The 25828-nt window shown below is 40.7% G+C and carries 13 protein-coding genes and 1 pseudogene; 2 read left to right on the top strand and 12 right to left on the bottom strand.

Translation table 11 applies throughout. The features are described 5' to 3' along the window. Window positions 1-16 precede the first annotated feature (16 nt). The 7 genes from NQ505_RS07420 to NQ505_RS07390 form a co-directional block, all read right to left on the bottom strand. On the bottom strand, window positions 17-2062 hold the full coding sequence (locus NQ505_RS07420; protein ID WP_009000961.1) for an SGNH/GDSL hydrolase family protein: 2046 nt from the start codon (window positions 2060-2062) through the stop codon (window positions 17-19). Window positions 2063-2064: 2 nt separating this feature from the next. Beyond that, a complete protein-coding gene (locus NQ505_RS07415) occupies window positions 2065-5493 on the bottom strand; it encodes a hypothetical protein (protein WP_009000962.1) in 3429 nt (1142 codons plus the stop codon). Window positions 5494-5496: 3 nt separating this feature from the next. Continuing rightward, window positions 5497-8109 carry a hypothetical protein gene (locus tag NQ505_RS07410; RefSeq protein WP_009000963.1) on the bottom strand — a complete coding sequence of 871 codons (2613 nt, stop codon included), beginning with the start codon at window positions 8107-8109 and terminating at the stop codon, window positions 5497-5499. Window positions 8110-8127: 18 nt separating this feature from the next. Then, window positions 8128-9834 carry a DUF5017 domain-containing protein gene (locus NQ505_RS07405; RefSeq protein WP_081352709.1) on the bottom strand — a complete coding sequence of 569 codons (1707 nt, stop codon included), beginning with the start codon at window positions 9832-9834 and terminating at the stop codon, window positions 8128-8130. 31 nt (window positions 9835-9865) lie between these two features. Then, window positions 9866-11473, bottom strand: coding sequence for a RagB/SusD family nutrient uptake outer membrane protein (locus NQ505_RS07400; protein WP_009000965.1), 1608 nt, complete (start codon window positions 11471-11473; stop codon window positions 9866-9868). 23 nt (window positions 11474-11496) lie between these two features. Beyond that, entirely contained in the window at window positions 11497-14580 is a 3084-nt protein-coding gene (locus NQ505_RS07395; protein WP_074637918.1) for a SusC/RagA family TonB-linked outer membrane protein, read from the bottom strand. Window positions 14581-14986: 406 nt separating this feature from the next. Continuing rightward, entirely contained in the window at window positions 14987-16024 is a 1038-nt protein-coding gene (locus NQ505_RS07390) for a LacI family DNA-binding transcriptional regulator (protein WP_009000967.1), read from the bottom strand. Window positions 16025-16235: 211 nt separating this feature from the next. Here NQ505_RS07390 and NQ505_RS07385 point away from each other — a divergent pair, with 211 nt between their 5' ends. Then, a complete protein-coding gene (locus NQ505_RS07385; protein ID WP_009000968.1) occupies window positions 16236-17915 on the top strand; it encodes a sodium:solute symporter family protein in 1680 nt (559 codons plus the stop codon). A gap of 5 nt (window positions 17916-17920) precedes the next feature. Beyond that, window positions 17921-18712: pseudogene (locus tag NQ505_RS07380) on the top strand (family 43 glycosylhydrolase); the annotation flags it as partial. Between the two features lie 256 nt (window positions 18713-18968). On the opposite strand, the gene NQ505_RS07375 reads toward NQ505_RS07380, so the two are convergent. The 5 genes from NQ505_RS07375 to NQ505_RS07355 all read right to left on the bottom strand — a co-directional run bounded on the left by NQ505_RS07375 (window position 18969) and on the right by NQ505_RS07355 (window position 25798). Next, the gene (locus NQ505_RS07375) at window positions 18969-19676 is read right to left on the bottom strand and encodes a ComF family protein (RefSeq protein ID WP_009000970.1); all 708 of its coding nucleotides are present in this window, start codon (window positions 19674-19676) and stop codon (window positions 18969-18971) included. Window positions 19677-19707: 31 nt separating this feature from the next. Further along, window positions 19708-20511 carry an inositol monophosphatase family protein gene (locus NQ505_RS07370; protein ID WP_009000971.1) on the bottom strand — a complete coding sequence of 268 codons (804 nt, stop codon included), beginning with the start codon at window positions 20509-20511 and terminating at the stop codon, window positions 19708-19710. Window positions 20512-20627: 116 nt separating this feature from the next. Beyond that, a complete protein-coding gene (locus tag NQ505_RS07365) occupies window positions 20628-21767 on the bottom strand; it encodes an aldose epimerase family protein (protein WP_009000972.1) in 1140 nt (379 codons plus the stop codon). A 28-nt stretch (window positions 21768-21795) separates the two neighbouring features. Then, entirely contained in the window at window positions 21796-22317 is a 522-nt protein-coding gene (locus tag NQ505_RS07360; protein ID WP_009000973.1) for an RNA polymerase sigma-70 factor, read from the bottom strand. A gap of 226 nt (window positions 22318-22543) precedes the next feature. Then, window positions 22544-25798 (bottom strand): DUF5107 domain-containing protein, encoded by a 3255-nt coding sequence (locus NQ505_RS07355; RefSeq protein ID WP_009000974.1) that lies wholly within the window; start codon window positions 25796-25798, stop codon window positions 22544-22546. Window positions 25799-25828: the final 30 nt, after the last annotated feature.

Below are 25828 nucleotides of genomic sequence, written 5' to 3'. Positions count from 1 at the left end.
TCTATTCTACTATTTGTTATTTAATATACTTGGAGATAACCTCTTTCCACACTGCATAACCTTCAGCCGTCAGATGTAACCCATCCTCCCGATAATGTTCCGGAAATAATTCCCCTTTTGGTGTAAACATCGGATTATATACATCTGCGTAAGCAGTATTCATTTGTTGCTCTACAAACTCTTTTATCAACGCATTTGTCTGCTCGATCCTCTCTTTGTCCTTCAATCTCCGCACAGACGGTTTGATAGAAATAAAGATAATTTCCGCTTCCGGTTTTTCTTTCCGGAGAATAAAGAACAATCTCTTAATCTGCTCCAATATTTCATCCGGAGTCCATTGGTAACCAATATCATTATCTCCTTCGTAAACAAAAATCTGTTTAGGATGATAAGGGCTTATCAAGCGGTCTTTGTAATTAATCAAATCTATTGTTTTCGTGCCGGAAACTCCCCGGTTAAGAACCGGCTTCCCGGGAAAATCATCTGCCAAAGTTTTCCAATTCTCCATCGTCGAACTACCCACAAAAAGAATCAAATCTTTTGCCGGAGGATTGATGGAATCCGCCTTTTCATAACGCTTCATTTTCTGTTCCCACTTCAGTTGTTGTGGCAGTTTAGGCACTCCCTTTATGCGTTCGCATGGAATCGGTTTTCCACGTAAGAGTATCCTTCCTAAATAAATTGTAGACTGATCATACTTTTCAGGATGAGCTGTTATATCCTCCCATTGTTTATTACCGAGTATTTTTTTCTTGTCAGCTTTCTCAGAAGAGACTCGAATAGTTACTTGATGAATACCTTTTTTCAACTTTATCACATCATACTGCCCCCGATAACGATTGTTACACCAAGAATTAAAACGATTCAAAGTATAATTCCCGATACGATCATTCGCCTCATATAGATGAAAACCTTTAGTACTAATCTCTTTCAATCGAACAAATTTTCCATCAATCAGAACTTCCACTTGCCCTACTTCTGGACCGCCAATATCAAATAAGCCTATCATATCTCCTTCAAAGCCAAAAGAAAATGATGACCCTTCCTTACTACTAGTCATCACTGTATCGAACCAGCCAGAAAACTTCTTTAAAGAAGGGGTCACTGATGTATTAATCTCTTTCCATGAATTATCAAAAGAAGCAATCTGTGAAGGGATATACATTTCGGCTTCTTCCCACTCCGAACCGAAAAGCGGTTCAGGAAGCATATGTACCTGCGAAGCACTATTTTCTTTTCGTATTTTCTCCAGTCCTCGTGCAATCGCGGAAGCATATAAGTTCCCTCCATCAGTGATAGGGTGTACCCCGTCATTAGAGAATAAAATTTTCCCAACGGCAACTTCTTTGGTCCCTTTCCAAAGTAGCTTACCAGCCTTTTCAAGTGCTGCCGCCTCCATGCCTAAATGAATAGAAGGGAGTTGGTAATACGTTGCAATATCTTCCAATCTTTTAATCACTTGTGGAACATCCCCTTTCTGATAGACAGTAGCCTGATTCGTATAAATCGTATAAATCAAACAAATATCCGTATGAGGATTCTCTTTTATAATCTTTCGGATCATTCCCTCCATTCCGTCAGGATAACCACCATTTACGGCAAATTCAATAAAAATAAGATCCGGTTTGTACTGTAATACTTGTTCCCGAATCCGGAAAGCACCCAAATCCGTACCCGTACCAGACACTCCGGCATTAATCCATTTAAAACAGGTATTAGAAAAAGTATTTTCCATGTATCGGGTAGTTTGCAAACGATAGCAATAATCTCCTTGCGTTATGCTACCACCAATAAAAGCAACCGTAATTTCCTGCTCTTTCTTTATTTTTGAGTAAAAGTTAGGAAGCCCCTTTCTTACCGTACATTCTTTCTCATCATAATAATTTCCGAGTTGTATCAATGGAATTTCCTTATCTGCCGTTGTATACACCAAAGGAGAGGCCCCTGCCTGCGAAGCAGCAATCTTATCCAAATCAGCGCGACTTTGTCCATAAACGCAGGGAAATACCGTCATTAATACCATTCCTGCAATAATAGTCCCTAATTGTCGTATCTGTATCATTTTCATTTTGAATTAAGTATGATTTCCTCCGTTTTATCTACCTGTCCTTTCGAACTCACCGTTACTTTGACAATGGCTTTTTCGTCCATTCCCAATTTATAGAAACTCCATTCAAAGGGATAAGAAGAAACAGTACAAGATTGTCCATTACACACCACCGATACCGACATTTCTTTTTCCTTAGCCGGCGCAGTTTCAGCAAACCCATATACTGAATCCCATCCGAATGGAGAACGGATACGGAATAAGAACACCTTACCGAAAGGTTCTCCCATATCAACCACTTTTATTCCATTTTTCAATACAGGGTAACGATTCTCCTTGCGAGTTTCAGCTAAAGGAAACGCCAAAGCCCTGAAACCTTTCCCCGGAACAGATACCTTAATCGCATTTCCAACCCGGTTTACTTTTGCTGTCTTCCCTTTCTCCGTATATTGTACAATATCACCTTGACCAACCAATTCGGCAACCTTGTCCAAGCGAATAGTAAGTGATTCTTCTTGTTTAGATTCACCGGATAAAATCACCCAAAAATACTTATCGGAAACCGCAGTCAGATAGTTTACTGTCGGATTATCTATCTGAATCAACCCTTTCTTTATCCAAAGCTTTGCCTTGCTGTCTCCAAATATTTTCCCCTTCTCATTCCCGTAGATACGGTTCGTAAACCATACAAAGCCTTCCTGCTTGCAGAATGGAAAGTTAATATTCCCATTAGAACGTTCTATAGCTTCAGACACCAGGTAATCCCACGTAAATGCCAAATGGGGCGGAATATGGTGATAATAGATAGAGCTTACATCCGGACCCTTATAAGGAAAGTCTGGTGACAGAGTAATATCTGTATATCCTGTAGCATAATATCCCGGATAATTTGTAAACCGCCCAATTACTCCATTCCGGGCATAAGTCTCGTAAATAGGCTTACGAGTATATTGATAGAGACGAAGCAGATGAGGAGCCCAGTTACTCATAAAGACCGGACGCACTTGCTTTCCCTTTGTCCGCAGGAAATAAGTGGAAGGCTGTTCAAAACCTAGTCCGACCGGTGAAACAAGCCATTCCGGCACTTGCTTCTCTTGCGCATCGTTCGCCACGCGGGGGAATCCCAGACGATATTTCTCTTTTCCTTTCCACCACAGGTTTGTATTCCCATCAAAACGGTTTCCCGGATGAATCGTTTGTAAATCCTCTGTAACGGTAGGGAAAGATCTGATTCCCGCGATGGTATTAGAAGCTCCATATTGAGCCGCTTTCAAATATTTCTCTTCTTTTGTCAACTCATACAAGTCAATCAAGTCCCACCACGGAGCATACACATTCGTATTATAAAAAGACATCAATCCCACCGGTTGGGATGAGTTCTTATATATCTGCAAATCTATATACCGGTCGGCTGTAGAAGTAGCAAACCGTTTCCATTTCTCGTCTCCTGTCAAATTATAAGCGGAGATAGCCTGCACCCAAGAGAGAACTTGTGTAGAATATCCCTTTGTTTTTCTCAATGTATCCCCCGGCAAAGCAATAGAAACCAGCCACGGATTCAACCCTCCTAACAGACGATGTAAACCTTCATAATAAGAAGTATTGAACTGGGAATTAAAAGGATTGAGCCGAAGCGTCTCAAGCGTCTTGTTGTATCCGCTTGGAACCAGGTCTGTAGCCCATCTGTATCCACTCCGAGACAATGTATATTCTATTGTTGGCAAAGAGCGTGACAGATAAAACTCCTCGTCTTCCGAGAGGACAGACGCTGCGATAATTGCCAAAGGAGCAGCATGTACTACCGTCGGAGCCGTTTCCGGATCCCCTTCAATATCATAGAATCCTTTAAGATGGGCATCCCATCCGCCATACTCTTCATTACGCATCAAATCCAGAATATTAAACATTGCCTCAGTCAGTGATACCTCTTTTTGCTTCCTGTAATCTTTTACCTTATATACTTGATCCGAAATATATTCTATCACCTCATTCCAACCTGCCGGAAGTATGCCTACCACAAACTTACGTTCAATCACCTGTCCTGCCTTCACATGAGAATCCTTCATCCCCATAACAGGAGCAAAAGCTACCGGCTGAACCACATTCTGCTCATTCTTGACGGAAAATCCCATCGGAGAAAAATCTACACTTCCCCATTCTTGCGGGAAAGTACTATCATCCCCACATATAAACGATGACATTACTCCACCCAAAGGAGTAGCAGATTCTGCAATAGCTAACGGCTGTTGCATCATTGAAGAAAGCATCATCACCGGATGTGAAGAAACTCGTTTATACTGAAACATCGGCGAAAGAAGTATATTACTCATATTCGGTTGGGGCACAGGCTGAAAAGCTGAAAGCCCCATACTATACATTCCATCAGTAGCCGGACGACAAGATAATCTCACCTCAACATGATTGCCTTTGGCAGGCAGCGTCCAGTAACCAGTGATAGAAGATCCATTCTTCGTAATGTATTGTACTTCAATACTGTTATTGTCCTTGTTCACAGCTTTCACCGGAATAGCTTCACTGAGCACTCCCGCAACATAAGGATTCAAATAATCCTCGTCAGACTGTACCGTGTATTCTTTTCCACCAACAGTAAATGAACTTTTTGACACCGCATTCTTCCAGGAAGGAAAGAATTTATCATTATCTACCGGACTTTGCTCCGCAGTAATAAGAAATACCTTATGGTCTTCCATAGTAGACAAGAAACGGCGCCAGGTTCCTTTCACCTTAATTTCTGTCCGGCAGGCAATCGCCTGGTTGTTTGCTCCAGCTTTTACAAAACTCACCCGAATATTCGGATTCTCTATATTAGCCACCACCTCTGCATCGGGCGATAATAAAAGCGGAGTAGACACATTATCAAAACCCGAACCTTTCGTCTCTATTTTAACGGGATTTTTTCTCCATTTGCCCACTTCTTTTCTATCCATCTCATTGGGGTTGATAGAGTGATCTTTTACCAATAGGATTGCGTCACATCGGCCGAAATTCCTCTTCGTATCATGCAATCGCAATAATACCTGTTTTTTTGCCAACTGCACACAGCCTGCATTTTCCCAATAGAATCCGACTTTTCCATGTTTTCCAGATTCTTTCATTGGTTTCTCATCCACACTTAAACGGAATAAGCGTGTCCCCGGCAGTTTATCATAATCCGCTGACCTCACCCATACATTATAGTCTCCTTCTTCCATTATATTGACGACCGTAAGCGCATCAAACTGTTCATCAAGACTTCCGCCACCGTTCAAACGGAGCATTGCACTCCCCATGCAATCTGCCGATCTATCTGTTGACCATTTTCCTTTGAACTGAAAAGCCTCAGCTTCAATCAAATATTTATCTTTTTGCGCATATATATTCAATCCTCCAACCACCAAAAAAAGGGTGCAAACAAGATTCTTTACTATCCAGTGATTTATGCTCATATCCTATTTATATTTAATCTTTAAAACCGTCAAGCCATATGCATCAATCGTTACATTCCAATTCTCCACTCCATCTACAAGTGTAGAATGACCTTGATTATTCAAGCTAGCAACGTTCTTCACCCGGATTTTCTTTCCAGAGAACAAACATTTCGTATCCATTTCAATCAGAGAAGTCTGCTTTTCATCATCATTATTCAGCAAGATAAGGAAAACTGTTTTCTCCTTCTCGTTCAAAGCAGCCATATATTCTATATAAGGATTATCCAGTTTAAATAATCCCGGGCGCATTATCAAATCGGCTTTCGTACCAAATACCATACCAGACGTAAAACCATAAGTTAGATGGGGGCCCACTTTAGGAGTAATGAATCCACCCGGATAAGTTATCCCGCCATTTGAACGGAGAGATATTTCAGACAATAAATAGTCGGTAATCCATCCCACCTGCCACCAAGCATGATGTGGATAAGGTCCGGCTCCATTATTCATCGAGTCCCAATAATAGGAAGCGACTCCCGTTTTAAAATCCACAAATGCATCTCTTCCTATGGCAGCCGCACGTGCCATATTCAAAAATAATGAATCTTTTGTCAGCCTATACATCCGTACGAACATTCCGGCATGGCTAGCCAATAATATTGGTCCGCGATGATTGGCAGAACCAGCTACTCCACCATGCTCAAAACTCAATCCCACCTGACTGATCTCCCAATCTTTTCGTTCTATCCCTTTCACTTGTTTTACTACTGACGTCGGTATAGGATGCGTATAAACCGATGCCGTATAAATCTTAGCAGTTGATATAGCAGCTTCCTTATACTTTTCGTTTTTCGTCACATTATACAGTTCCAATAAGGCTTGTGCACTTTGGGCTGTGGCGAAATCCGGAACAAAACGAGTATCACCGCAAACGCCTAGGAAATGTCCTTTCTTTACAGCGTTCTCCACATACCAATCCGCTCCTTGTATAGCTGCCTGCAGATATTTCTTATCTTTCAATATCTCGTAAGCAATCAATAATCCATAAAACGTTGGTCGTAAATCTGTAATATCAGTAAAAGTAGGCTTTAATGTCTTATTCTCATAAGCTACTTCCCATTGTCCGTTGGGCTTCATCCATTCCAACAAACGGTCGGCAGCCAGTTTGACATGCTGTTTTAATTCCTTCTGCTGCGGTTCAAAAAGCAGAATATTACCCATATCCATCAACATATAATAAGTGGTTGCAATGGGTTCCGTATAAGGTCCCCACTCTTCGGTAAACCGTTTACTTTTATACAAATAATACTGTCCGGCAGAGGAACCACAAAGGAAATCTTCCTCCGCATGTTGTTGCATCAATTTAAAGTTCAACGCATTCGGCAGTCTTTTCTGTGTCAAGCGAGGATCATCCGTCAACTTTGCCAACATCCACATAGCTCCATAATCGGAGTTTTTCATGGCATCTTTTTCTGAATCATACACACCACCCAGATAGTCTTGTGCTCCAATTGTTACTCCCTTATATACAAGGTTATGCCATTTGGAAGTGCTGTCATTAGTAAGATATGCGTGCATATCATAAAGTCTTTGTGTCAATGAATATTTTGTCTGTTTCAACCTTAGAAAATCAGTGAAACGATAAATATCATTAATCGTATGTTTCAATACAGCATACCAATCTGCTTTCTGAATAGTATAACGGAAAGAGAAAGAAAGACTGTCCCCTACATTCATCAATGAATTCTTCTCTCCCAACACAGGATGATAAAGTGTAGGCGAGAATTCCCCTTCCCGGTTCATAACCGACAATCCGAGTTGCCATTCCGCATGCATCTTTTTATCCTTCGGCCAAGGATCTCTGCCAGTACCAGGTTCCGCTGTTACAGCAATAGTCACACCCTTTCTATCCGTTATCAGTGAGGATAATGTAGAAGCAGTACGTTCTCTTGCCACTACCGGTATGTCGGGGATTCCCTGACCATAGCCATACGCTTGTACAAAGTCTGTATTTATAGCATTCCCCTGAAATATTCCGGGAACGGTAGCCCATTGGAAATTATATTTATCTATTGAAACCAGCGAAGGGGTTGCCAAAGAATAATAACCTGTCTTCTTGGAATGCAATATAAAATCAACTTTTATATCATTCTGATGAAGAGAATCCATACACCATTTTTCCGTAATCCGCATCGTCTCATTTTCGTATCGGAAACAGATTTCTGTATCAGAAACACGTTTCACTGCCGAAGGATAAAAAACTATATTCTCTCCTGCTTTATTCATGGCAACAGCATTTGTGTTCTGTTGCCATGAAGGTATAATATAACGATATTGCGGAGCCGGGAAAAGAATCTCTTTTCCCGTATTATCATATAGTGCCTGTGGTGCCGTTTCCGGTTTTGAGGAAGCATATAAAACATTATGCTGATACTTAGCTATTTCCATTATCTCCCAACCATTCGTTCCCTTCACTTTCAACGTTTCTAATGTATATCCACCAACGCCCTTTTTCCATCCAAGTTCAAGTTGCTCATTAGTCAATCGCACAACGGACAATTCCTGGGCTGATAAAGCGATAGATAAGCTTAAAACTACGACTACAGAAAAATAGTTAATGAAATTCTTTGGCATCCCTTTCATTTTTATCAGTTATTCTTTTACTTCAATATTTAATTTCACTTGCGAATAATTACTTCCATCATACCAGTCAAATACAACCTTATAAACACCGGGAGTATTGTAAGTGTAGGTATAATCTTTGGAAGTAACACTATTTAAAGAGACTCCTTTATCGGGAGTACCTTTTCTGATATAAACAGGTTTGGAGATAACCCAATCGTCATTAGTTGGCTTATTAGTACCTCCTATTAACACTAGCTGTTGAAGAGTTACATTCCAATTTCGGTTCGGATTTAAACAGTCAACGGCTGTCCACCAATCTTTCGTAGACATCTTCGCTAAATTACTCCTAAAACCTTCCGGAGAAATCAAGTCCATTTCGAACGTTCTGACAATCCAATCATTCCGTTTCTCTACAGCTTCCTCTTCATCTTTATGATGAAAAGCCACAAATATCCGGGCATTAGGATCATCACCAGCAGCTTCTTTCAGACTAACTTCACCTGAAGGCGTTTTATCTGCTCCTGTCGAGAAAGCAAATTTATCTGACAAATCAACCCACGTAGCAGCTTCTACATGTCCCTTTTCGTACACACCATCAAAATCTGTTGATATTTTAAACTTTAAAAGTTGATCCACATCATAACGCACCCATGTCGAAAAATTCACCACGATGTCATTATCCGCATAAAACCTTTCTCTGAAATCAAAGTTATGTCCACTTTCTCCGGAATAGAAAACTACATTGCTGGCATTATTACCTGTCAAACTAAACGTTATAGGCTCTCCTACCTTACATTCCACTTTATCCGGCAAGACACTCAACGAAGCAGGAATCTCTTCTTCTACTTTACCTTGCACCTCCACAGTAAGCTTCGTCAATGCATGATCATTGCCATTATACCAGTCGGATGTGGTTTCGAATACAACCTCATAGATTCCCGGTTTAGTATATACGTACTTATACTCATCCATCGTGGTACTGATATTCTTCAACGCAACGCCCGTATCCGGAGTTGTTTTTCGGACATCAAAAGCCTGCGAAATAACCCAGTCTACATTCTTCGGCTGATTAGCTCCACCATCAATTAATATCTGGCTGGTAGAAGCAACATTCCATGTCACTGCTGGATTTTCAAAATCAACCACCTTCCAGCCCATAGTAGACATCGTAGCCAAATTGCTTCGTACCCCTTCGGCAGAAACGCAGTCAAGTGTGATGGAACGAATAATCCAGTTGTTCTGCCGTGCTTTCTGTTCATCTTCATAACGGAATGCAACAAATAACTTTGCATCCTCTTCCGCACCGACATACTCTTTCAAATTTACCTCCCCGGAAGGAGTCTGATCATCCCCTACTGAAAAACGGAACTTATCAGACAAGTCAATCCATGTAGCTGCTTCCACATTCTCCTTGTCATAGATTCCACTAAAATCAGAAGAGACTAAGAATTTCAGATTATGATAAATATCTCCATAACGCACCCAAGAATTGAATTTGACCAACAGGTCACCATCCGCATGATATCTTTCTTTATAAGCATAATTATGCCCTACCTCTCCCGAATAGAACACTATATTATCCGGATTTCCGTTCAACTTGAAAGTTACAGGTTCGCCCACCTGATAGACTTGTTTATCCAGCGCCACGTTCAGTTCCACACTTGGAGCCTCATCTTCCATGCAGGAAACCAGCCCCACAAGTAACAAACCGCAATATCTTATTATATTTTTCATGTTCGATTATTTTAAAAAGATAAAAAATCAATTACCAACCCTCATTCTGCGTCATTAGCTTGTTGACGGTAATCTCCGTATTCGGAATCGGGAAGAGAACATTACGGTCCGTTATATTCTGCCCTACTCTACTTGCATATTTGAATTCCGACGGAGCAGTCGTTGAAATTTCCGTACCAAAAGCCTTCATTGTAGCCACATATTCTCCCCAACGAAGCAGATCGAGTTTACGCATCCCCTCAAAGCAAAGTTCCCTAAACCGTTCTTTTTTTACTTCTTCCAAGAAATCCGTCTTAGCCAAATCTGCGGGAAGGTCCACTGTCGCATCAACAGTATGAATCGGCTTCCCATAAGCTCTTCTTCTCACCTGGTTGATTGCGTCGTACGCTTCGTCGGTAGGACCGTTAACTTCATTCTCTGCCTCTGCTTTCATCAGCAGGACATCACTGTAGCGGACAACAGGAAAATTTGTGGAATTAAAGAGACGTGCTTTTTGTCCTATTTCGTACTCTCTTCTCCATTTACCTGGGTTACGATTATATATCTGAGTAGCCGAGAACATTACTTTCTTAGTTACCTGAACCACTTCCACCTCCTGTGTTTCCTCATTGACCTTTGTTTCTTCCACTACATTATAGTAATAAGGAGCTACATTCCAGTCCTTACGCAAATCACCTTCTCCATATGAATCATAAAGTCTTTTAGAAGCCTTCATCGGACCTCCTGAGTAGCCTATTGATTCATCACGGCACAAAATGCCATTCTCCACTCCTACGGAGCCGGCCAAATCTACCGTACCAATTTTGTTACCATACATGCCTATTTCCCAGATACACTCCTTGCTTTCATTAATATCTTGCGAATGATTAATAAAGATTTGTTTATAATCGGGGTTCAACTCATGCTTCGTAGAAGCAATCACCTTGTTGGCATATTCCAAAGCATCCGCATAGCGCGTCTCGTCTTTCAGAGGTTCACCCGCCATTTTAAGAAATACTCTTGCCAAAATAGCCTGAACCCCCGTTTTGGAAATTCGTTCGTTATAGCCAAGTGCATCAATATCCAATACCAGTTTTTCCGCCTCTTGCATATCCTTTACAATCTGTTTGTAAATATCCGTCAATGGCGATTTCGCCAAATAGTTATCATTGGCAGACATTGTCGGAGCAAGTTTCAAAGGTACTTCACCAAAGAAAGAGGTCAGCAAATAATAGTAATATCCTCTCAAGAAAAGAGCCTCTCCCTTTGCTGCTTTCATCATGTCGGTATCCAATTCTTTACCTTCAACACTATACAACAGAAGATTGGCTCTGTTCACTCCTTCATACAACACTTCCCAGAAACGTCCGACATCCAGATCAGCGGCGTCCATTACGCCTGCACGGATATTAGTGTTATTAAAATTATTAGTATAAAAAGACTCGTCACTCAGTACAAATAAGCTAAAAAGTCCCTTACTGTACATTCTTCCGTTTGTGTCAATCAGACGATTATACACTCCGTTCAACGCCTGTAACAGTTCGCTTTCCGTATTATAATAATAATCAGGAGAAACAAAATCAGGTTCCTTATCAAGTATGTTCGAGCAGGAAGTTCCTAACAGACATACAGTCATCCATAACAATATATTATGCTTCATATATACGATTTGATTTTAAAGGTTTAAAAAGAAATATCAACTCCTAGTGTTAAAGTTCTCGGCCTTGGATAAGGAGACCAATCGAAAGAGGGCGTCAACGCTGTAGGGCGAGTAGAAACTTCCGGGTCCGGTCCTGAATATCTAGTCCATGTAATCAAGTTCTGCGCAGAAGCATATACTCTCAATGACTTAATATTTATCTTTTTCAGCCATGCGTTCGGCAATCTATATCCTAATGATACCGTTTTCAAACGCAAGAAAGAACCGTCTTCAATAGTACGCGACGAATAAACAGCCGGTCCTTGCCCACCTATCCGGTAGAGTTCGTTTGTCTGGTTCTCGGGAGTCCAACGGTTGGCAAACGAAGCAAACATATTGAGTGAGGTACGAGCATTCGGATCACCACCTTCAAACTCAATACGGTTGGCATTCAGCACATCACCGCCATAGCTCCATTGAAAGAATACGTTTAAGTCAAAATTCTTGTACTGAAAGTTATTACCAAATCCGCCGATATGCTTTGGATTCGGATTACCGATAATAGTCAGGTCATAGTCATTCACCACTCCATCGCGATTAATGTCCTTGAATTTGATATCTCCCGGCTGAATTTTCTCACGTGCATTTCCATTATTGGGAACACCGTCTTTCAATATATAAGATTCCCCTACCTTATCGAAATCTGTGTACTGATAAACTCCATCAAAAATATGTCCGTAGAACATAGCAATCGGATGTCCCGGAATGGCAATATAAGGATAAGCATTGTTGAAATTACCCCAGTTCACACGGCTTGCCAAACTCGGTTCATCATCGTTCAATGACAAGACTTTGTTGCGATTGAATGATATATTGAAGCTGGAAGTCCATGAGAACTCTTTCGTTTGTATATTTTTAGTGTCAATGGTCAGCTCAAGTCCCGAATTGGAAACCGATCCTACATTTCTATAAGCAGACAAAAATCCCATACTAGGTGCCAATGTAGCATTCAACAGCAGGTCTTTCGTTTTCTTATAGTAATAATCTGCCGTCAACGAAATCCGATTATCCCAAAACGACATATCCAATCCAATATTAGTCTGTACGGTAGTCTCCCATTTTAGTTTAGGATTCCCCAACGTTTTCGGCACTACCCCTTTACCCGGTGTATTACCTGTACTGTACCCAGAGTCTGCCGTTATCTGTAAGGCTGTCAGTGCAGCATAGTCCGTCACACGATTGTTACCTGTCGTACCGATACCTGCCCTCAGCTTACCACTACTAATCCATTTTACATTTTTCACGAATTTCTCTTCACCAAATCCCCAAGCAGCGGAGGCAGACGGGAAATAAGCCCAACGGTTATCTTTTGGGAACTTCGACGAACCGTCGGCACGGAATGAAACGGTCAACAGATATTTGGACTTATAATTATAATCCGCTCTTCCTAAATAAGAAACCAAGCCGTTGGCTGTCTTGCTGATAGTGGCGGACGTCAGCTCACCCTCATCCAGTCCGGCGATCCCCAACGCCTCATTAGGAACATTGATTGCTCTGATTTCATCAATAAATGTACTATTATCCTGCACAGTGAAACCGCCCAACACTTTCAGACGATGTCCCTTCTTCAAAGGAACATCATATGTCAACGTATTTTCGTTCAACAGGCTAGTTCGCTCCGTGTTGGTTATCCAACCATTCACCTTGTTATTGGTATGACGATGTCCCCCTCGAGAGTTAGAGTTGAAAAAGACTTCTTTCCGTTGATGTATCTTATTATATCCACCAGTAATCTTGAGAGTCAGGTTTTTTAAAATTTTATACTCAAAATAAGCGTTACCGATGAAATTGTAAGTAAACAATGGGTTATACTCATTCTCGGCTGCCATCAGAGGGTTGATACGAAGATCAGTAGTCGGATCGGTTGTCTCATCATACAAGTCATTCAGCAAATCACCGTCATTGACACCTGCCACTGGACGGTACCCCCACAACGCATACATCAAACTTGCCGTCGGACTAGTCTGCGATTCAGATACAATGGTACCATATTTCTTCGAATACGTATAATTAGCATTAATACCTACTTTTATTTTCTTAGTGATTGTCTGATCCAATACAAAACGACCTTGATATTTTTTGTAACCGCTGTTCAACATAATACCTTGCTGATCCACCAATGAACCGGAAACAGAGTATCTCGTCTTTTCAGTACCACCCCTGACAGCTATATTGTGGCTATGCACCAAAGCATCCCTATACACCTTGTCCTGCCAGTTAATACCTTCGATATTCCGATAATCTTCCAATGTCCTTTCGCCAGCCAAGTAGCGCTTACTGTAAACGTTGTAATCTGCTTCCAACTGATAACGCACAAATTCATAAGGGTCAAGCATTTCCTGCTTCTTGATAATCTGTTGTACACCTACCCAGCCACTATATGTCACGGTAGGCGAACTAACTTTTCCTTTCTTTGTAGTTACCAAAATTACCCCGTTCGCACCTCTCGCACCATAGATAGCCGTAGCCGACGCATCTTTCAATATTTCAATAGACTCGATTTCTTCGGGGTTCAGCATATTCCCCACTGCCATTTCCAGTGGAAAGCCATCCACTACATATAATGGGGAATTATCCTGAGTTACCGAATTATTACCACGGATAACAATCTGCAAGTCACTACCCGGCTGTCCGTCGGAGGAAGTTACCTGTACACCTGCTACACGACCTGCAAGACTTTCTTCAAAGTTAAAAACCGGTGCTTTACGCATATCTTGCACATTCGCCTTTGCAATAGCTCCTGTCAAATCCTTACGAAGTCCGGAACCATACGCAGTAATCACCACTTCATCTAACAATTCTGAAACGGCACGCAAACGAATAGTCAGCTTCTTTCCATCCTCTACCATTACTGCCTGTTTTTCGTACCCAATAAAAGAAATCTCTAATTTTGTATTATCTCCATCTACCCGGATAGAAAAATTCCCATCCAAATCACTGATAGTACCCACACTTTTCCCAGCAACTGCCACAGAAGCCCCAATAATAGGTTCTCCTGTTTCAAAATCAATCACCGAGCCAACTACCGTTCGCGTTTTTGCCTGTTGGGCAATCGCTACACTGTTCATTTTTGAAACATCTTCTGCTGAATGTACTACAGAAGAAAAGGAAATAGATAAATACACAAGACTACAGCATCTAATGTACCACTTCGCTTTTGAAATAACTGCGTTCTTCATGGTGCAATACTTAATTTCTCGTTAACAATTTAAATGGTATATCTAAGTTTTCAATCTTAGCAACTGGTCTATTCTGGTCTGCTAGGTTTTGCAAACATAGCGATTATTTATTAAACTCCAAATAAATTTAAAGAAAAAAACATAATCACTCTTTCAGAGCTCACTAGAAAGCCCATAAACAAAGGAAAGTGTATTTTTATTTATTTTCAGAAACAAGAAAAAGAAAAACGGAACATACCTCTTTAATATAAAAAGGCTATGTCCCGCAAATAATTCGATCTGAAAAAACGAGGTTTCAACTCGTCCTTCTAAGAGAAGATTCCCTGATATTTAATTTTGCATCCAGAATAATCGACTTCGACAGCATTTTATCCTCATTATTGACATTATGCTTGATTTGCTCCAATAATAATTGTGCAGCATTCCGCCCCATTTCAAAAGTAGGTTGTTCCACACTAGTCAGATTAGGTTCCACAATAAACGCTTCCTTAGATTCGGAAAAACCAACTACTGCCATATCCTCCGGAATTCTAATCTTGTTTTTCTGAAGAGTTTTCATCGCTCCTATCGCCACCGGATCGTTCACTGCAAAAATTCCATCTGGCATTTTTTCCATTTCAAGAATCTGATGAGCCGCCATGATTCCTTTCTCCATCATTATTCCGCAGTCGATAATCAAAGACTCTTCAACCAGCAAGCCATACTTTCGCAAGGCATCCATATATCCATTTTTGCGTTTCTGCGCGATAAGCAAATCTTCAGAACCTGCCAAATGAACAATCCGCCTACACCCTTGCTGTATCAAATGTTCAACTGCAGCAAAAGCCCACTTATAATCATCAATAACTACATGGGGAGCACTCAACTCTGCACAAATCCGATTGAAGAAAACCACAGGAAAATTATTCCAGATCAAGTCAGAAAAGTAACTAGTATTTTCCGATTCCTGGGTAACCGAAATCAGAAAACCATCCACCATCTGCGCTTCCAACGCCTTCATATTCCGCAATTCATTCTCATGCGATTCATTAGATTGCATTATCAGCACATGATATCCTTCAGGATTCAGCACACTCTGAATACCCATAATTACTTCAGAAAAGAAAGAATTGACAAATTCAGGGACAATCACTCCGATAAACATGGACTGGCTTTGTTTCAGACTCAAAGAAATCGGATTCGGCTTATAATTCCATTTTTCTGCAAGCTCCAGAACAGCTTTGCGTGTTTCTGGATTAACATCCCATTTATCACATAAAGCTCTGGAAACAGTAGAAGTCGAAATCTTCAGTTCCTTGGCTAAATCCTTGATAGTCACTCTTGGTTTACTCATAGACTGTCACTCACTCTAAAAAATTTCCCGAATATAATCAAATTCCGGCAATTGGAATGTTAAAACTCCAAGAGTTTAATTTCGGGAACGTTTGCGGTAACGTTCCCGATGATTTATATTCCGAATTGTTTGTTTATCTGTAGAATCAAAAATATATTTGCTGTCAACTTAGATGTTTTTCAAACCTGTTTTGTTAACTAAATCATTTGATATGACTACTCTCGACATCATTACTATCGTACTATTTTCCCTTGGAGTTGTTTTAGTCGGATTGGCTTTCTCCCAAAAAGGTAAAAGTATGCAATCTTTCTTTGCCGCAAACGGAACCATGCCGTGGTACATGAGCGGCCTCTCACTGTTCATGGGATTTTTCTCTGCTGGCACATTCGTCGTATGGGGTTCTATCGCTTATTCTATGGGCTGGGTTTCAATCACTATCCAATGGACAATGGCGATCGCCGGTTTCATTGTAGGATTACTCATCGCGCCCAAATGGCATAAAACAGGAGCACTCACAGCAGCAGAATACATACATAAGAGATTAGGCAAGTCCACACAGAAGATATATACCTACCTGTTCTTATTTATCTCTGTGTTTCTTACAGCATCTTTCCTGTATCCAGTAGCCAAAATATTAGAGGTTTCCACCGGACTGCCTTTAAATACTTGCATTTTATTATTAGGAGGGTTATGCATTTTGTATGTGTCTGCAGGCGGATTATGGGCAGTAATTTCCACAGACGTACTTCAATTCGTTATTCTGACAGCAGCGGTTATCATCGTGGTTCCTTTATCTTTCGATAAAATTAACGGAGTTACCGCACTAATAGAGCAAGTGCCCGACACATTCTATAATCTTCTGAACGATGAATATACTTTTGGCTTCCTGGTAGCTTTTGGAATCTATAATACTATATTCCTGGGTGGAAACTGGGCATATGTACAGCGATATACCTGCGTCAAAACACAAAAAGATTCCCAAAAAGTAGGTTATTTGTTTGGAGCCCTATACATAATCAGTCCAGTGCTATGGATGCTTCCACCAATGGTTTACAGAGTATATGACCCTTCGCTCTCATTACTTGATGCAGAAGGCGCATATCTGATGATGTGCAAGGAAGTACTTCCTAACGGGCTTTTGGGCTTAATGATCGGTGGCATGATTTTCGCAACGACCAGTGCACTGAATTCAAAGCTGAATATTGCTTCAGGAGTCATCACCAATGATATATTCAAAAACCTAAGGCCAAAAAGTTCCGACCGTACCCTTATGTACGTCGCAAGAATCTCGACTATTCTCTTCGGAGTATTCAGCATATTGATAGCCATGCTTATTCCTAAAATGGGGGGAGTTGTAAACGTTGTTATCAGCTTGGCGGCATTGACAGGCGTTCCTTTATATCTGCCTATCATTTGGACACTATTCTCTAAAAGACAGACTGCGACTTCTAACATCACGACTACTTTATTAAGCTTGGCTATCAATGGTTTATTCAAATTCATCACTCCACTAATGGGTTTCTCCCTCAATCGTGCCGAGGAAATGATTCTTGGAGTTACTTTCCCAATCCTATGCCTGGCCATTTTTGAGATATATTATAAAGCAAAGAACAAGGAATCGGAAAAGTATCAATCTTACTTAATATGGAATAAAGAAAACAATGCCCGGAAATTGAAAGAAATCGAAGAAAATGAATCGACAGAGAAAGCGGGCAATAATTTCAGCAAACGGGTAATCGGTTATGGCATCTTCGCTTCCGGAGCTGGCATTGCGATATTGGGTGGTATGGCAGATAACGGACAAAAACTTATCATCACAACTGGCGTCGTTTTTGCTCTGCTCGGATTACTAATGACAAGAAAGTCCAAACCAACAATATCTAAAGATTGAGAATTATGAGAAGCTACTATTTTCTTATCACACTGATGAGCATTTGTGTCATCTCCAATACTATACAGGCACAGAACAAGAAAAAGAAAAGCTTCAAACCCGGAACAGTGTGGGTCGATAACAATGGAAAAACTATTAATGCACACGGCGGTGGTATTATATATGTAGATGGCATCTATTATTGGTATGGTGAGCACAAACTGCCCAATAAATCTGAGAAAGAAAAAGCAGATGGTGGTGTACATTGTTATTCATCCACTGATTTGTATCATTGGGAAGACAAAGGAATAGTATTATCCGTTGACTATAAAAATGAAAAAAGTGATATTGCTGACGGCTGTATTCTCGAACGCCCTAAAGTAATATACAACAGGGCGACTTCTAGATATATGATGTATTTCAAACTCTATCCCAAAGGACAGGATTATAAATACGGTTATCTAGGAGTCGCTGCGGCAATTTCTCCTACAGGCCCCTTTACATACAGTCACAAGTTTTTAGGAGCAGATTCTCCATACGGTTCAGGAGATTTTTGTATCTACAAAGATGATGATGGCAAAGTATATCATTTCACGGTACGCAAGCCTGATAAAGCTTTTGTGGCAGGTGAATTAAATAAGGAATATACTTACCCACAGGGAAAGTACAAGGTAGTCACGGGAATCACTAACGAAACAGAAGCACCTGCCATCTTCAAGCATAAAGGTACCTACTATTTGCTGGGATCAGGCTCTAGCGGTTGGAAGCCCAATGCCGCGCGCATATTCACATCAAAATCAATAACGGGTGACTATACGGAAAAATCAAATCCCTGTCATGGCGTCAATCCATATAATGGACTTGGCCCCGAAAAAACTTTTGGGGGACAATCATCCTTCATTATTCCTGTACAAGGAAAGAAAAATTCCTATATTGCCATGTTCGATATATGGAAACCGGAAATGCCAATTGAAGGACTTTATATATGGCTACCCATTAAAATCCAAACTAATAGTATAAATATAAAATGGAGAGATGAATGGAATTTAAATATATTCTCTGACGAAAAGAAGATTATTCCACCGTTGCCAACGTCAATATACTAATCCGTATTCCCTCCACTTTCACCAGACAAGAAGCACATGCCAGCGTAGTAGAACCGGTGGTCAACACATCGTCAACGATCAGTATGTGTTTCCCGACAAGTGCTTCGGGACGTTGAAGTTCAAAGATACCTTCCACATTATCCCGACGTTCAAGTATGGATTTGTGTGTTTGCGTTTCCGTATTTTTCTTACGCAATATGGATTCTGTATCTATGGGGATTCCTGTTACAGCAGTGATTCCACGGGCAATCCATTCACTCTGGTTATAACCGCGGATTTGCTGTTTCTTTTTGTGAAGCGGTATAGGGATTATAACATCAATTCCTTGAAAGAAATGGGAAGATAAAAGTTCTGCTGCCATATACCGTCCCATAATTGCACCTATTTCCTTCTGTCCACCATATTTCAAACGGTGAAGAATCAGCCGGAAGTCACTTCCTTTCTCATAAAAGAAAAAAGAAGTAGCCCGTTCCAGAGGAATTTGTCCCCAGAAAAGCCGCTCTACCGGATTATCTTTTCGAAGATGATAGTTCGTACGAGGTAGTTTGATATTGCATACTGTACAAATACATTCCTCGCCCTTTGCTAACGGTCGGCCGCAAACAACACAGCAACGGGGAAACAGTAAAGATAAAAAAGAACTAAGCCAGTCTTTTACAAGAAGTGTGTGTTTCATAATAATAGAGATTTTAAAGTTGCAATACCACTTACATATTCAATGGAGGGACTTCTGCCAAAAGTTTCTGAAAGAAAGAATGCAGAGTTCCGTTCGTTGCAATAATATGATGTCCTTCTATGAAGTTATCTTCGCCATAGAAGTTAGTAACCTTTCCTCCCGCTTGCTGGACGATCAATGCCGCTGCAGAATAATCCCATTTTCCGAGAAACGCTTCCATCCACGCATCGAAACGCCCAATAGCTACATAGCAAATTGCAGCGGCAGCCGAACCATTCATGCGAATACCTCCCACTACTCCATAAAGTTGATCGATGAGATGAAGAGCGGTCTGTTTATATTGTAGATGATTATAAGGTAATTCTGTAATAACAAAAGCATCTTGAATATCCTCAACACTCGACACATGAATTTCTTCACCATTCATAAAAGCCTTTCCACCTTTCCAGGCATAGAAACATTCATCCCGGCAAACTTCATAAACAACACCTAAAAGAAGTTCGGTACGATTGCGTAAAGCGATACATACACAATAAGGAGCCTCATCATGAATATAATTTGTAGTTCCATCCAACGGATCAATGACCCAACAGTAGGGTTCGTCCTGATAAGTGGCAGAGCCTTCTTCTGTTATGAATCCCGCTTCGGGCAGTAGAGCAGCAAGTGCTTTCACCACTCGCACCTCTGACTCTTTATCTACATAAGACACATAATCATGTGCATGTTTTTCCTCCACACGCTCACGACGGAAGTTCTTCCGTTCTTCTTTCAAAAAATGTCCAACCTCTGTAGCAATCTGGCATACATCAGTGGTAAGTTGCTTTAAATCTAACATTCTATCTTTCGTAATTTAGGCAATCTGCAAATTAATGCCAAAATTATGACTTTTTTTGATAGAAATAAGAGTTTTACAGGAAAAAGATAAGTAATTCCAAGGCATACTCTATTAAATTACTTTTGCACAGAAAACCTATATTCCGTAACGGAATGATATTTCTCATGAGGTCGTAACACACAGGATGGAAATTCAGGATGATGTGGCGTGTCCGGATGATGGATGGTTTCCAATATAAAACCACCATATTTCTGTTGTGGACCACCTTTAGCCACAATCTTTTCAGAGAGTCCGATGCCAGTATAAATCAGTAAACCGGGCTCTGTTGTGTAAGTTTCTATTCGACGTCCACTTTGAGGTTCTGTGATCGTTGCGGCATAACGCAGATCTCCATTATAATCACGAAGTATCCAATTGGCAGAATAACCACCCATAAGTTTCATATGCTCATTGGGAGAGTTGGCACGTTCCGCAAAACTGTGAGGAGTACGAAAATCCAAAGGGCCTCCTGCTATCGCTTCTACCGAAGCCGGCACATACCACGGAGTATTAACCGTGACTGAATCCGCATTAATTTGCACAATATGATTTAAAACCGAACCTCCGTCATACCCCTGAAGGTTAAAATAGCAATGTTGCGACATATTGACGATAGTCGGTAGATCGGTTACCGCCTCATATTCTATACGCCAAGTATTATCCGAAGTCCAGAAATAAGTGACTTTACAATCTAAGTTACCAGGATATCCTTCTTCTCCGTCAAGACTGCGGCGGGTAAAAACAATTCCAAGCGTATCAGGAGTATTGATTGGCATAGCTTTCCACATAACACGATCAAATCCTTTCATACCACCATGCAAATGCCCCGGATATCCGTTGGGAGATTCATTGCACGATAGCTGATACCGAATCGAGTCAATCATAAAAGCACCACCGGCAATACGGTTGGCATAACGCCCTAATAAAGCCCCGAAAAATCTCTCGGCTCCAATCTCGTAATCTTTAAGATTCTCATATCCAAGCACTACATCTGCCATTTTCCCCTCTCTGTCCGGCACTATAATATTCGTTATACGACAACCATAGTCAATTACTTTGATTTGAGCACCTGAAGCATTAGTCAGAGTATATTGGATAACAGTATCACCGTCTTGAGTAACACCGTAAAAAGCTGCTTTTACTCCAGAACTGGAGCCACATTCCGCACAAGCAGTAACAAGTACGGCTAAAGATAAACAAGCCAAAAATTGATTCATTTGATATTCAATATTAAGGAATAAATATTTATCGAATAAACAGCCACAAAAATGCAAATGCAGAAGAAGACAATATCTCTCTTATTCGTTTGAGTGCAATACTTATTTGCGTTTCCACAGTTTTCACAGAAATTCCGAGACGTTCGGCAATCTGTCTATAAGAAAGCCCCTCCTTCCGGCTCAAGGAAAATATTTCTCTACATTTCTCCGGAAGTTGTTCAATTGCCTGATTCACCACCTTTGTTAAAGCATCCATATCAAAACAATCTTTATATTTCCTTTCTTCCAGTTGCTGATTAAACCAGTTTTCCAACAACTGATGCCTGTTTTCCTCATCACGAAGATAGTTTAATACCCGATTTTTGGCAGCCCGGAAAAGATAGGTTTTGATATAGGTTATTTCAATACAATCTTTATTCTCCCATAGTTTGAGAAACACCTCCTGAATAACATCTTCTATAACTGCTCCATCATGCGTATAGAAGTTGAGAAAACAACAAAGTTGTTCATAGTATGTATCGTAATAATTTCGAAAGGCTTGAATATCCATCGTTCCCGGAATTGTGTTTATCAGTCTCACAAATCTACAAAAAATAATCTTCTTTCGGAATACATTTTCGTAAAGAGAACCATACCCTCAAAACACTTTCTAATACTAAAACCGAAATCACATTAATTGCACTAAACAAAAATGCTGATAATGACGCGAATCATACAGATTCTTTCTAAATATAAATCTGTATGAATCCGCGTCCAAATGAGCTTTACAAAATCGTTCAGAATTGTCTTTCTGCAAAAATATTCAGAGCATAAGGATCACTCACCGCTGCTTGCTCAATATATTTCTGTGCCAGCTTCGTATCACCAGTGTAGCGATAGGCCAGAGCTAGTAAATAGCTATAATAAGCACTCCGTTGCTGTACGGCACGATCGCAGAAACTTATAAAGAAAGGAGTAGTGGCAAAATAACCCGCATCAACAGTCTTCATGCCTTCGTTCCAATCTTGCAGTTTATAATTGATGAGTATATCCCCCTTAAAAGGCATACCCGTTTCACGATAACAAAGTGCCTGATAAAATGGCAATTCCGGTAAGTTCATATTACTAAAATAATCGACCTCAATACCCGTTATAAAATCAAAATTCTCATTGGCCTTGTCTTCCTGCCCCAAAGATTTCAAACAGATTGCTTCATAATATTTAAATGGAACCAATCTAACGATATTCCACAAACCTGCTCCCAGATTTTGAGGTAAAGTTTGCGCAGTCTTAAAACAATCAGTCGCTTCTTGCATCTTATTTTCTTTCATTAATCTACGCCCTTTCAGGAAATAAGCAAACATATACTGTTCTGCAACTGCATGCTCCCCACCTTCAGCTGGGACAAAGTTACGCCCCCTAAGAAGTTCTATTGCCTTATCCTCCTGTCCTGCCATGTTATAAGCTCGTGCCCATTCAAGCATAATATCATCGCGGCTAATTGCAGACTTATGATTATTCAGGAAAGAAATACGTTCAGCAGGAGCAACTCCTAACTTACCCATTACATAGACCGTTTCAAAAATCAACTGTTCATCATTCGGCTTCAGGGATAATGCCTGCTTCAATAAGGGTAACACTTCATTTTTACGATTCATGTGTGAATAGTAAGCGACAGCCAGATTTCGTGCAGCACGATAATCAGTACCGGACAAGCCTTCCCAAAGAGCGACTGCCTTCTCATAATGTCCTTTGGCGTAAAGGGCACATCCCAACAGCAACTGCGCCTTCCGACTTCCCTGTTTTGCCCAATGAGACAAACTGTTCATTTCAATTCGCCGACTTGGGAAAGCAATCCCCTCCGTTGCCGAATCATTCGGAGAACCGCCTTTTATATCTGCATATATGGCAGACAGACTAAAAATCAGAGGTTCGTGTGTTTGCAACATCTCTATCAGGGAAACAGTCTCTTTCTGCAGATTAGCGACAAGCAAAGTTTCTATAAGATCGAGACATACCTGATTCTTATCCGTCCGTATCTTTTCCATAAAATCCCGGGCACTAACTTTACCGGTCAGCACACCGAAGTAACGCGCCAAATGATTAAGTTTATCATTCGCTTCTACAGACAGATATTGACGTTCCGATGCTTTTTTATCTCCCTGCAAATAAGAAGCATATATCATCAACGCATTGGCTACAGCATTATCTTTATGATAAGTAATGGCAGTAGTAAGATGTTGAACAGCCTTGTCATACTCCAGTTTACGTATATCAAGCATAGCCACATAAGTCATGGCGGAAGAAACATAAGCACTGCTCCATGCTGCTTTCTGGAAATAATCATAGGATTTCTCCTGCTCATCGAGCGCTAAATAGACATGCCCTAACAAATAGTACAGTTTCCCATTTTCAAGACGCGTATTGAACCGTGTCAACACTTTTTCCGCCCTCAAAAGATATTCCAAAGCCTCACTATAAAAAGCATTGCGTAACTTTGCTTCTCCTAAAGCGATCAATGCAGGAGCAAAATTCGGATCACGTTCAAGAGCTTCTTTATAATAGCTCTCTCCTTTAGTGGCAGGATCACGATATTGATCAACATGCAAACCTTCAAGATACAACAAATGCGGACTTTCAACCTTTTTGATATTCGGCATATCCTGTGTTGTATGAGGAATATTAAAAGTATCGTGTTTCTTCACTGTATAAGACATTAGAACAGTTCCGTCATTAGCGGTGACATCTATTGAATACCCTAACCGCATTCTGACATCCGCAGGCAACGAATATTCTTCTCTCGCCTTGATCGTCGCATTTCCCGAAAACAGAACCCGGTCATCCCCTTTGACCGTAATCTTCACATTACGAGTCTTATTCAACTGCACTTTAATCGCATCCTTGACGTATATAGCTCCTGTCGTATTTGCAAAGTCGGGAACCCCTATCTCTCCGATCGGAAACCAATATTGCGAAAAAGTTTTAGTCTCCATCGGTTCAAGCCATGTAAAATCCGGCTGATTGTCAGAATAGCTGCCTGCCATCAATTCACAATAGGCTCCATCTGTATCCGTAAGAGCATTTTCCCAAGACTGGGACAACTGATTGTAAGCCCATGTGAACATCTTCTTACCGGGTGACACATGATGATCTCCGATATGCACAACCCCGCATTTCCTGCCGGTATCATAACCGCCAAAGAAATCATACTGCGATGCAGCACTAAAATAAGAGGTAGGCTGAATCGTATTCTTATGTTTGCTTATATCAACTGCACCGTCATAACGAATACCATTAAATATTCCCGCCGCATTTGTTGCAACCGGATAAGTGGTAACCGAACGTTTGTAATGGAAAAACACATGGCTTACATCGTGCGGAAAGAATATCTCATAATTCTTATTCGAAGGTACCGCCACATTCTCCCACCATAAAAACGAATGTCTTAACGGGGTGATATTCGACAATTTGACTCTTGTCTCAAAGATAGACTCACCGGGGTTAAGCACAATACCAACCGTACCTTTCATCCGGTCTGTCGGATCATGTTCCGAAACCCAAACGATCACTCCTCCGCCCGGCAACTTTTCTATCTCATAATCAGTGGGCATAAAAGATGAAGCCCGATGATGAAAAGGCCAGTTAAACTCCAGTCCACCGGAAATCCACGAGCCCAAAGCACCGATAAGAGCTGGTTTTATGACATGGTTCTTATAGAAAAAATCATATCCGTTCGTTTTATCTTTGGCAGCATATATCTTACCACCGATTTCCGGCAATATTTGGAGTTCCAAATATTCATTCTCCAATTTGATAAGCGTATATTCTTTATCCACCTTTTGTTCCCGATTCACTTTCAAAACAATTTTATTGGGATAAGGATTGCCACTCGACCGCTGGTGTACCCTATTTTCGGCAAACATCGGCAGTTCCTCACGTTCGGGTTCTGTGTATGTCGGAATACTGACTTTACTTACAGACACCTTGACCGATTGTGCTTTCGCGCTTGTAGTGAGAAACAAAATCAAAAATAAAATACTGAAATATTTCATGAGTGTATGTATTATGATTAAAAAAAGATT

Origin of the sequence: Bacteroides sp. D2, from assembly GCF_025147085.1 — a bacterium.
Classification (GTDB): domain Bacteria; phylum Bacteroidota; class Bacteroidia; order Bacteroidales; family Bacteroidaceae; genus Bacteroides.
Note: the sequence above shows the minus strand (reverse complement) of the source record. Positions and strands in the feature narration are given on the sequence as shown.

Excerpts from the sequence above, each read along its gene's own strand:
- NQ505_RS07420 (WP_009000961.1), bottom strand. The coding sequence starts at position 2,062 with ATGATACAGATACGACAATTAGGGACTATTATTGCAGGAATGGTATTA.
- NQ505_RS07415 (WP_009000962.1), bottom strand. The coding sequence starts at position 5,493 with ATGAGCATAAATCACTGGATAGTAAAGAATCTTGTTTGCACCCTTTTT.
- NQ505_RS07410 (WP_009000963.1), bottom strand. The coding sequence starts at position 8,109 with ATGCCAAAGAATTTCATTAACTATTTTTCTGTAGTCGTAGTTTTAAGC.
- NQ505_RS07405 (WP_081352709.1), bottom strand. The coding sequence starts at position 9,834 with ATGAAAAATATAATAAGATATTGCGGTTTGTTACTTGTGGGGCTGGTT.
- NQ505_RS07400 (WP_009000965.1), bottom strand. The coding sequence starts at position 11,473 with ATGAAGCATAATATATTGTTATGGATGACTGTATGTCTGTTAGGAACT.
- NQ505_RS07395 (WP_074637918.1), bottom strand. The coding sequence starts at position 14,580 with ATGAACAGTGTAGCGATTGCCCAACAGGCAAAAACGCGAACGGTAGTT.
- NQ505_RS07390 (WP_009000967.1), bottom strand. The coding sequence starts at position 16,024 with ATGAGTAAACCAAGAGTGACTATCAAGGATTTAGCCAAGGAACTGAAG.
- NQ505_RS07385 (WP_009000968.1), top strand. The coding sequence starts at position 16,236 with ATGACTACTCTCGACATCATTACTATCGTACTATTTTCCCTTGGAGTT.
- NQ505_RS07375 (WP_009000970.1), bottom strand. The coding sequence starts at position 19,676 with ATGAAACACACACTTCTTGTAAAAGACTGGCTTAGTTCTTTTTTATCT.
- NQ505_RS07370 (WP_009000971.1), bottom strand. The coding sequence starts at position 20,511 with ATGTTAGATTTAAAGCAACTTACCACTGATGTATGCCAGATTGCTACA.
- NQ505_RS07365 (WP_009000972.1), bottom strand. The coding sequence starts at position 21,767 with ATGAATCAATTTTTGGCTTGTTTATCTTTAGCCGTACTTGTTACTGCT.
- NQ505_RS07360 (WP_009000973.1), bottom strand. The coding sequence starts at position 22,317 with ATGGATATTCAAGCCTTTCGAAATTATTACGATACATACTATGAACAA.
- NQ505_RS07355 (WP_009000974.1), bottom strand. The coding sequence starts at position 25,798 with ATGAAATATTTCAGTATTTTATTTTTGATTTTGTTTCTCACTACAAGC.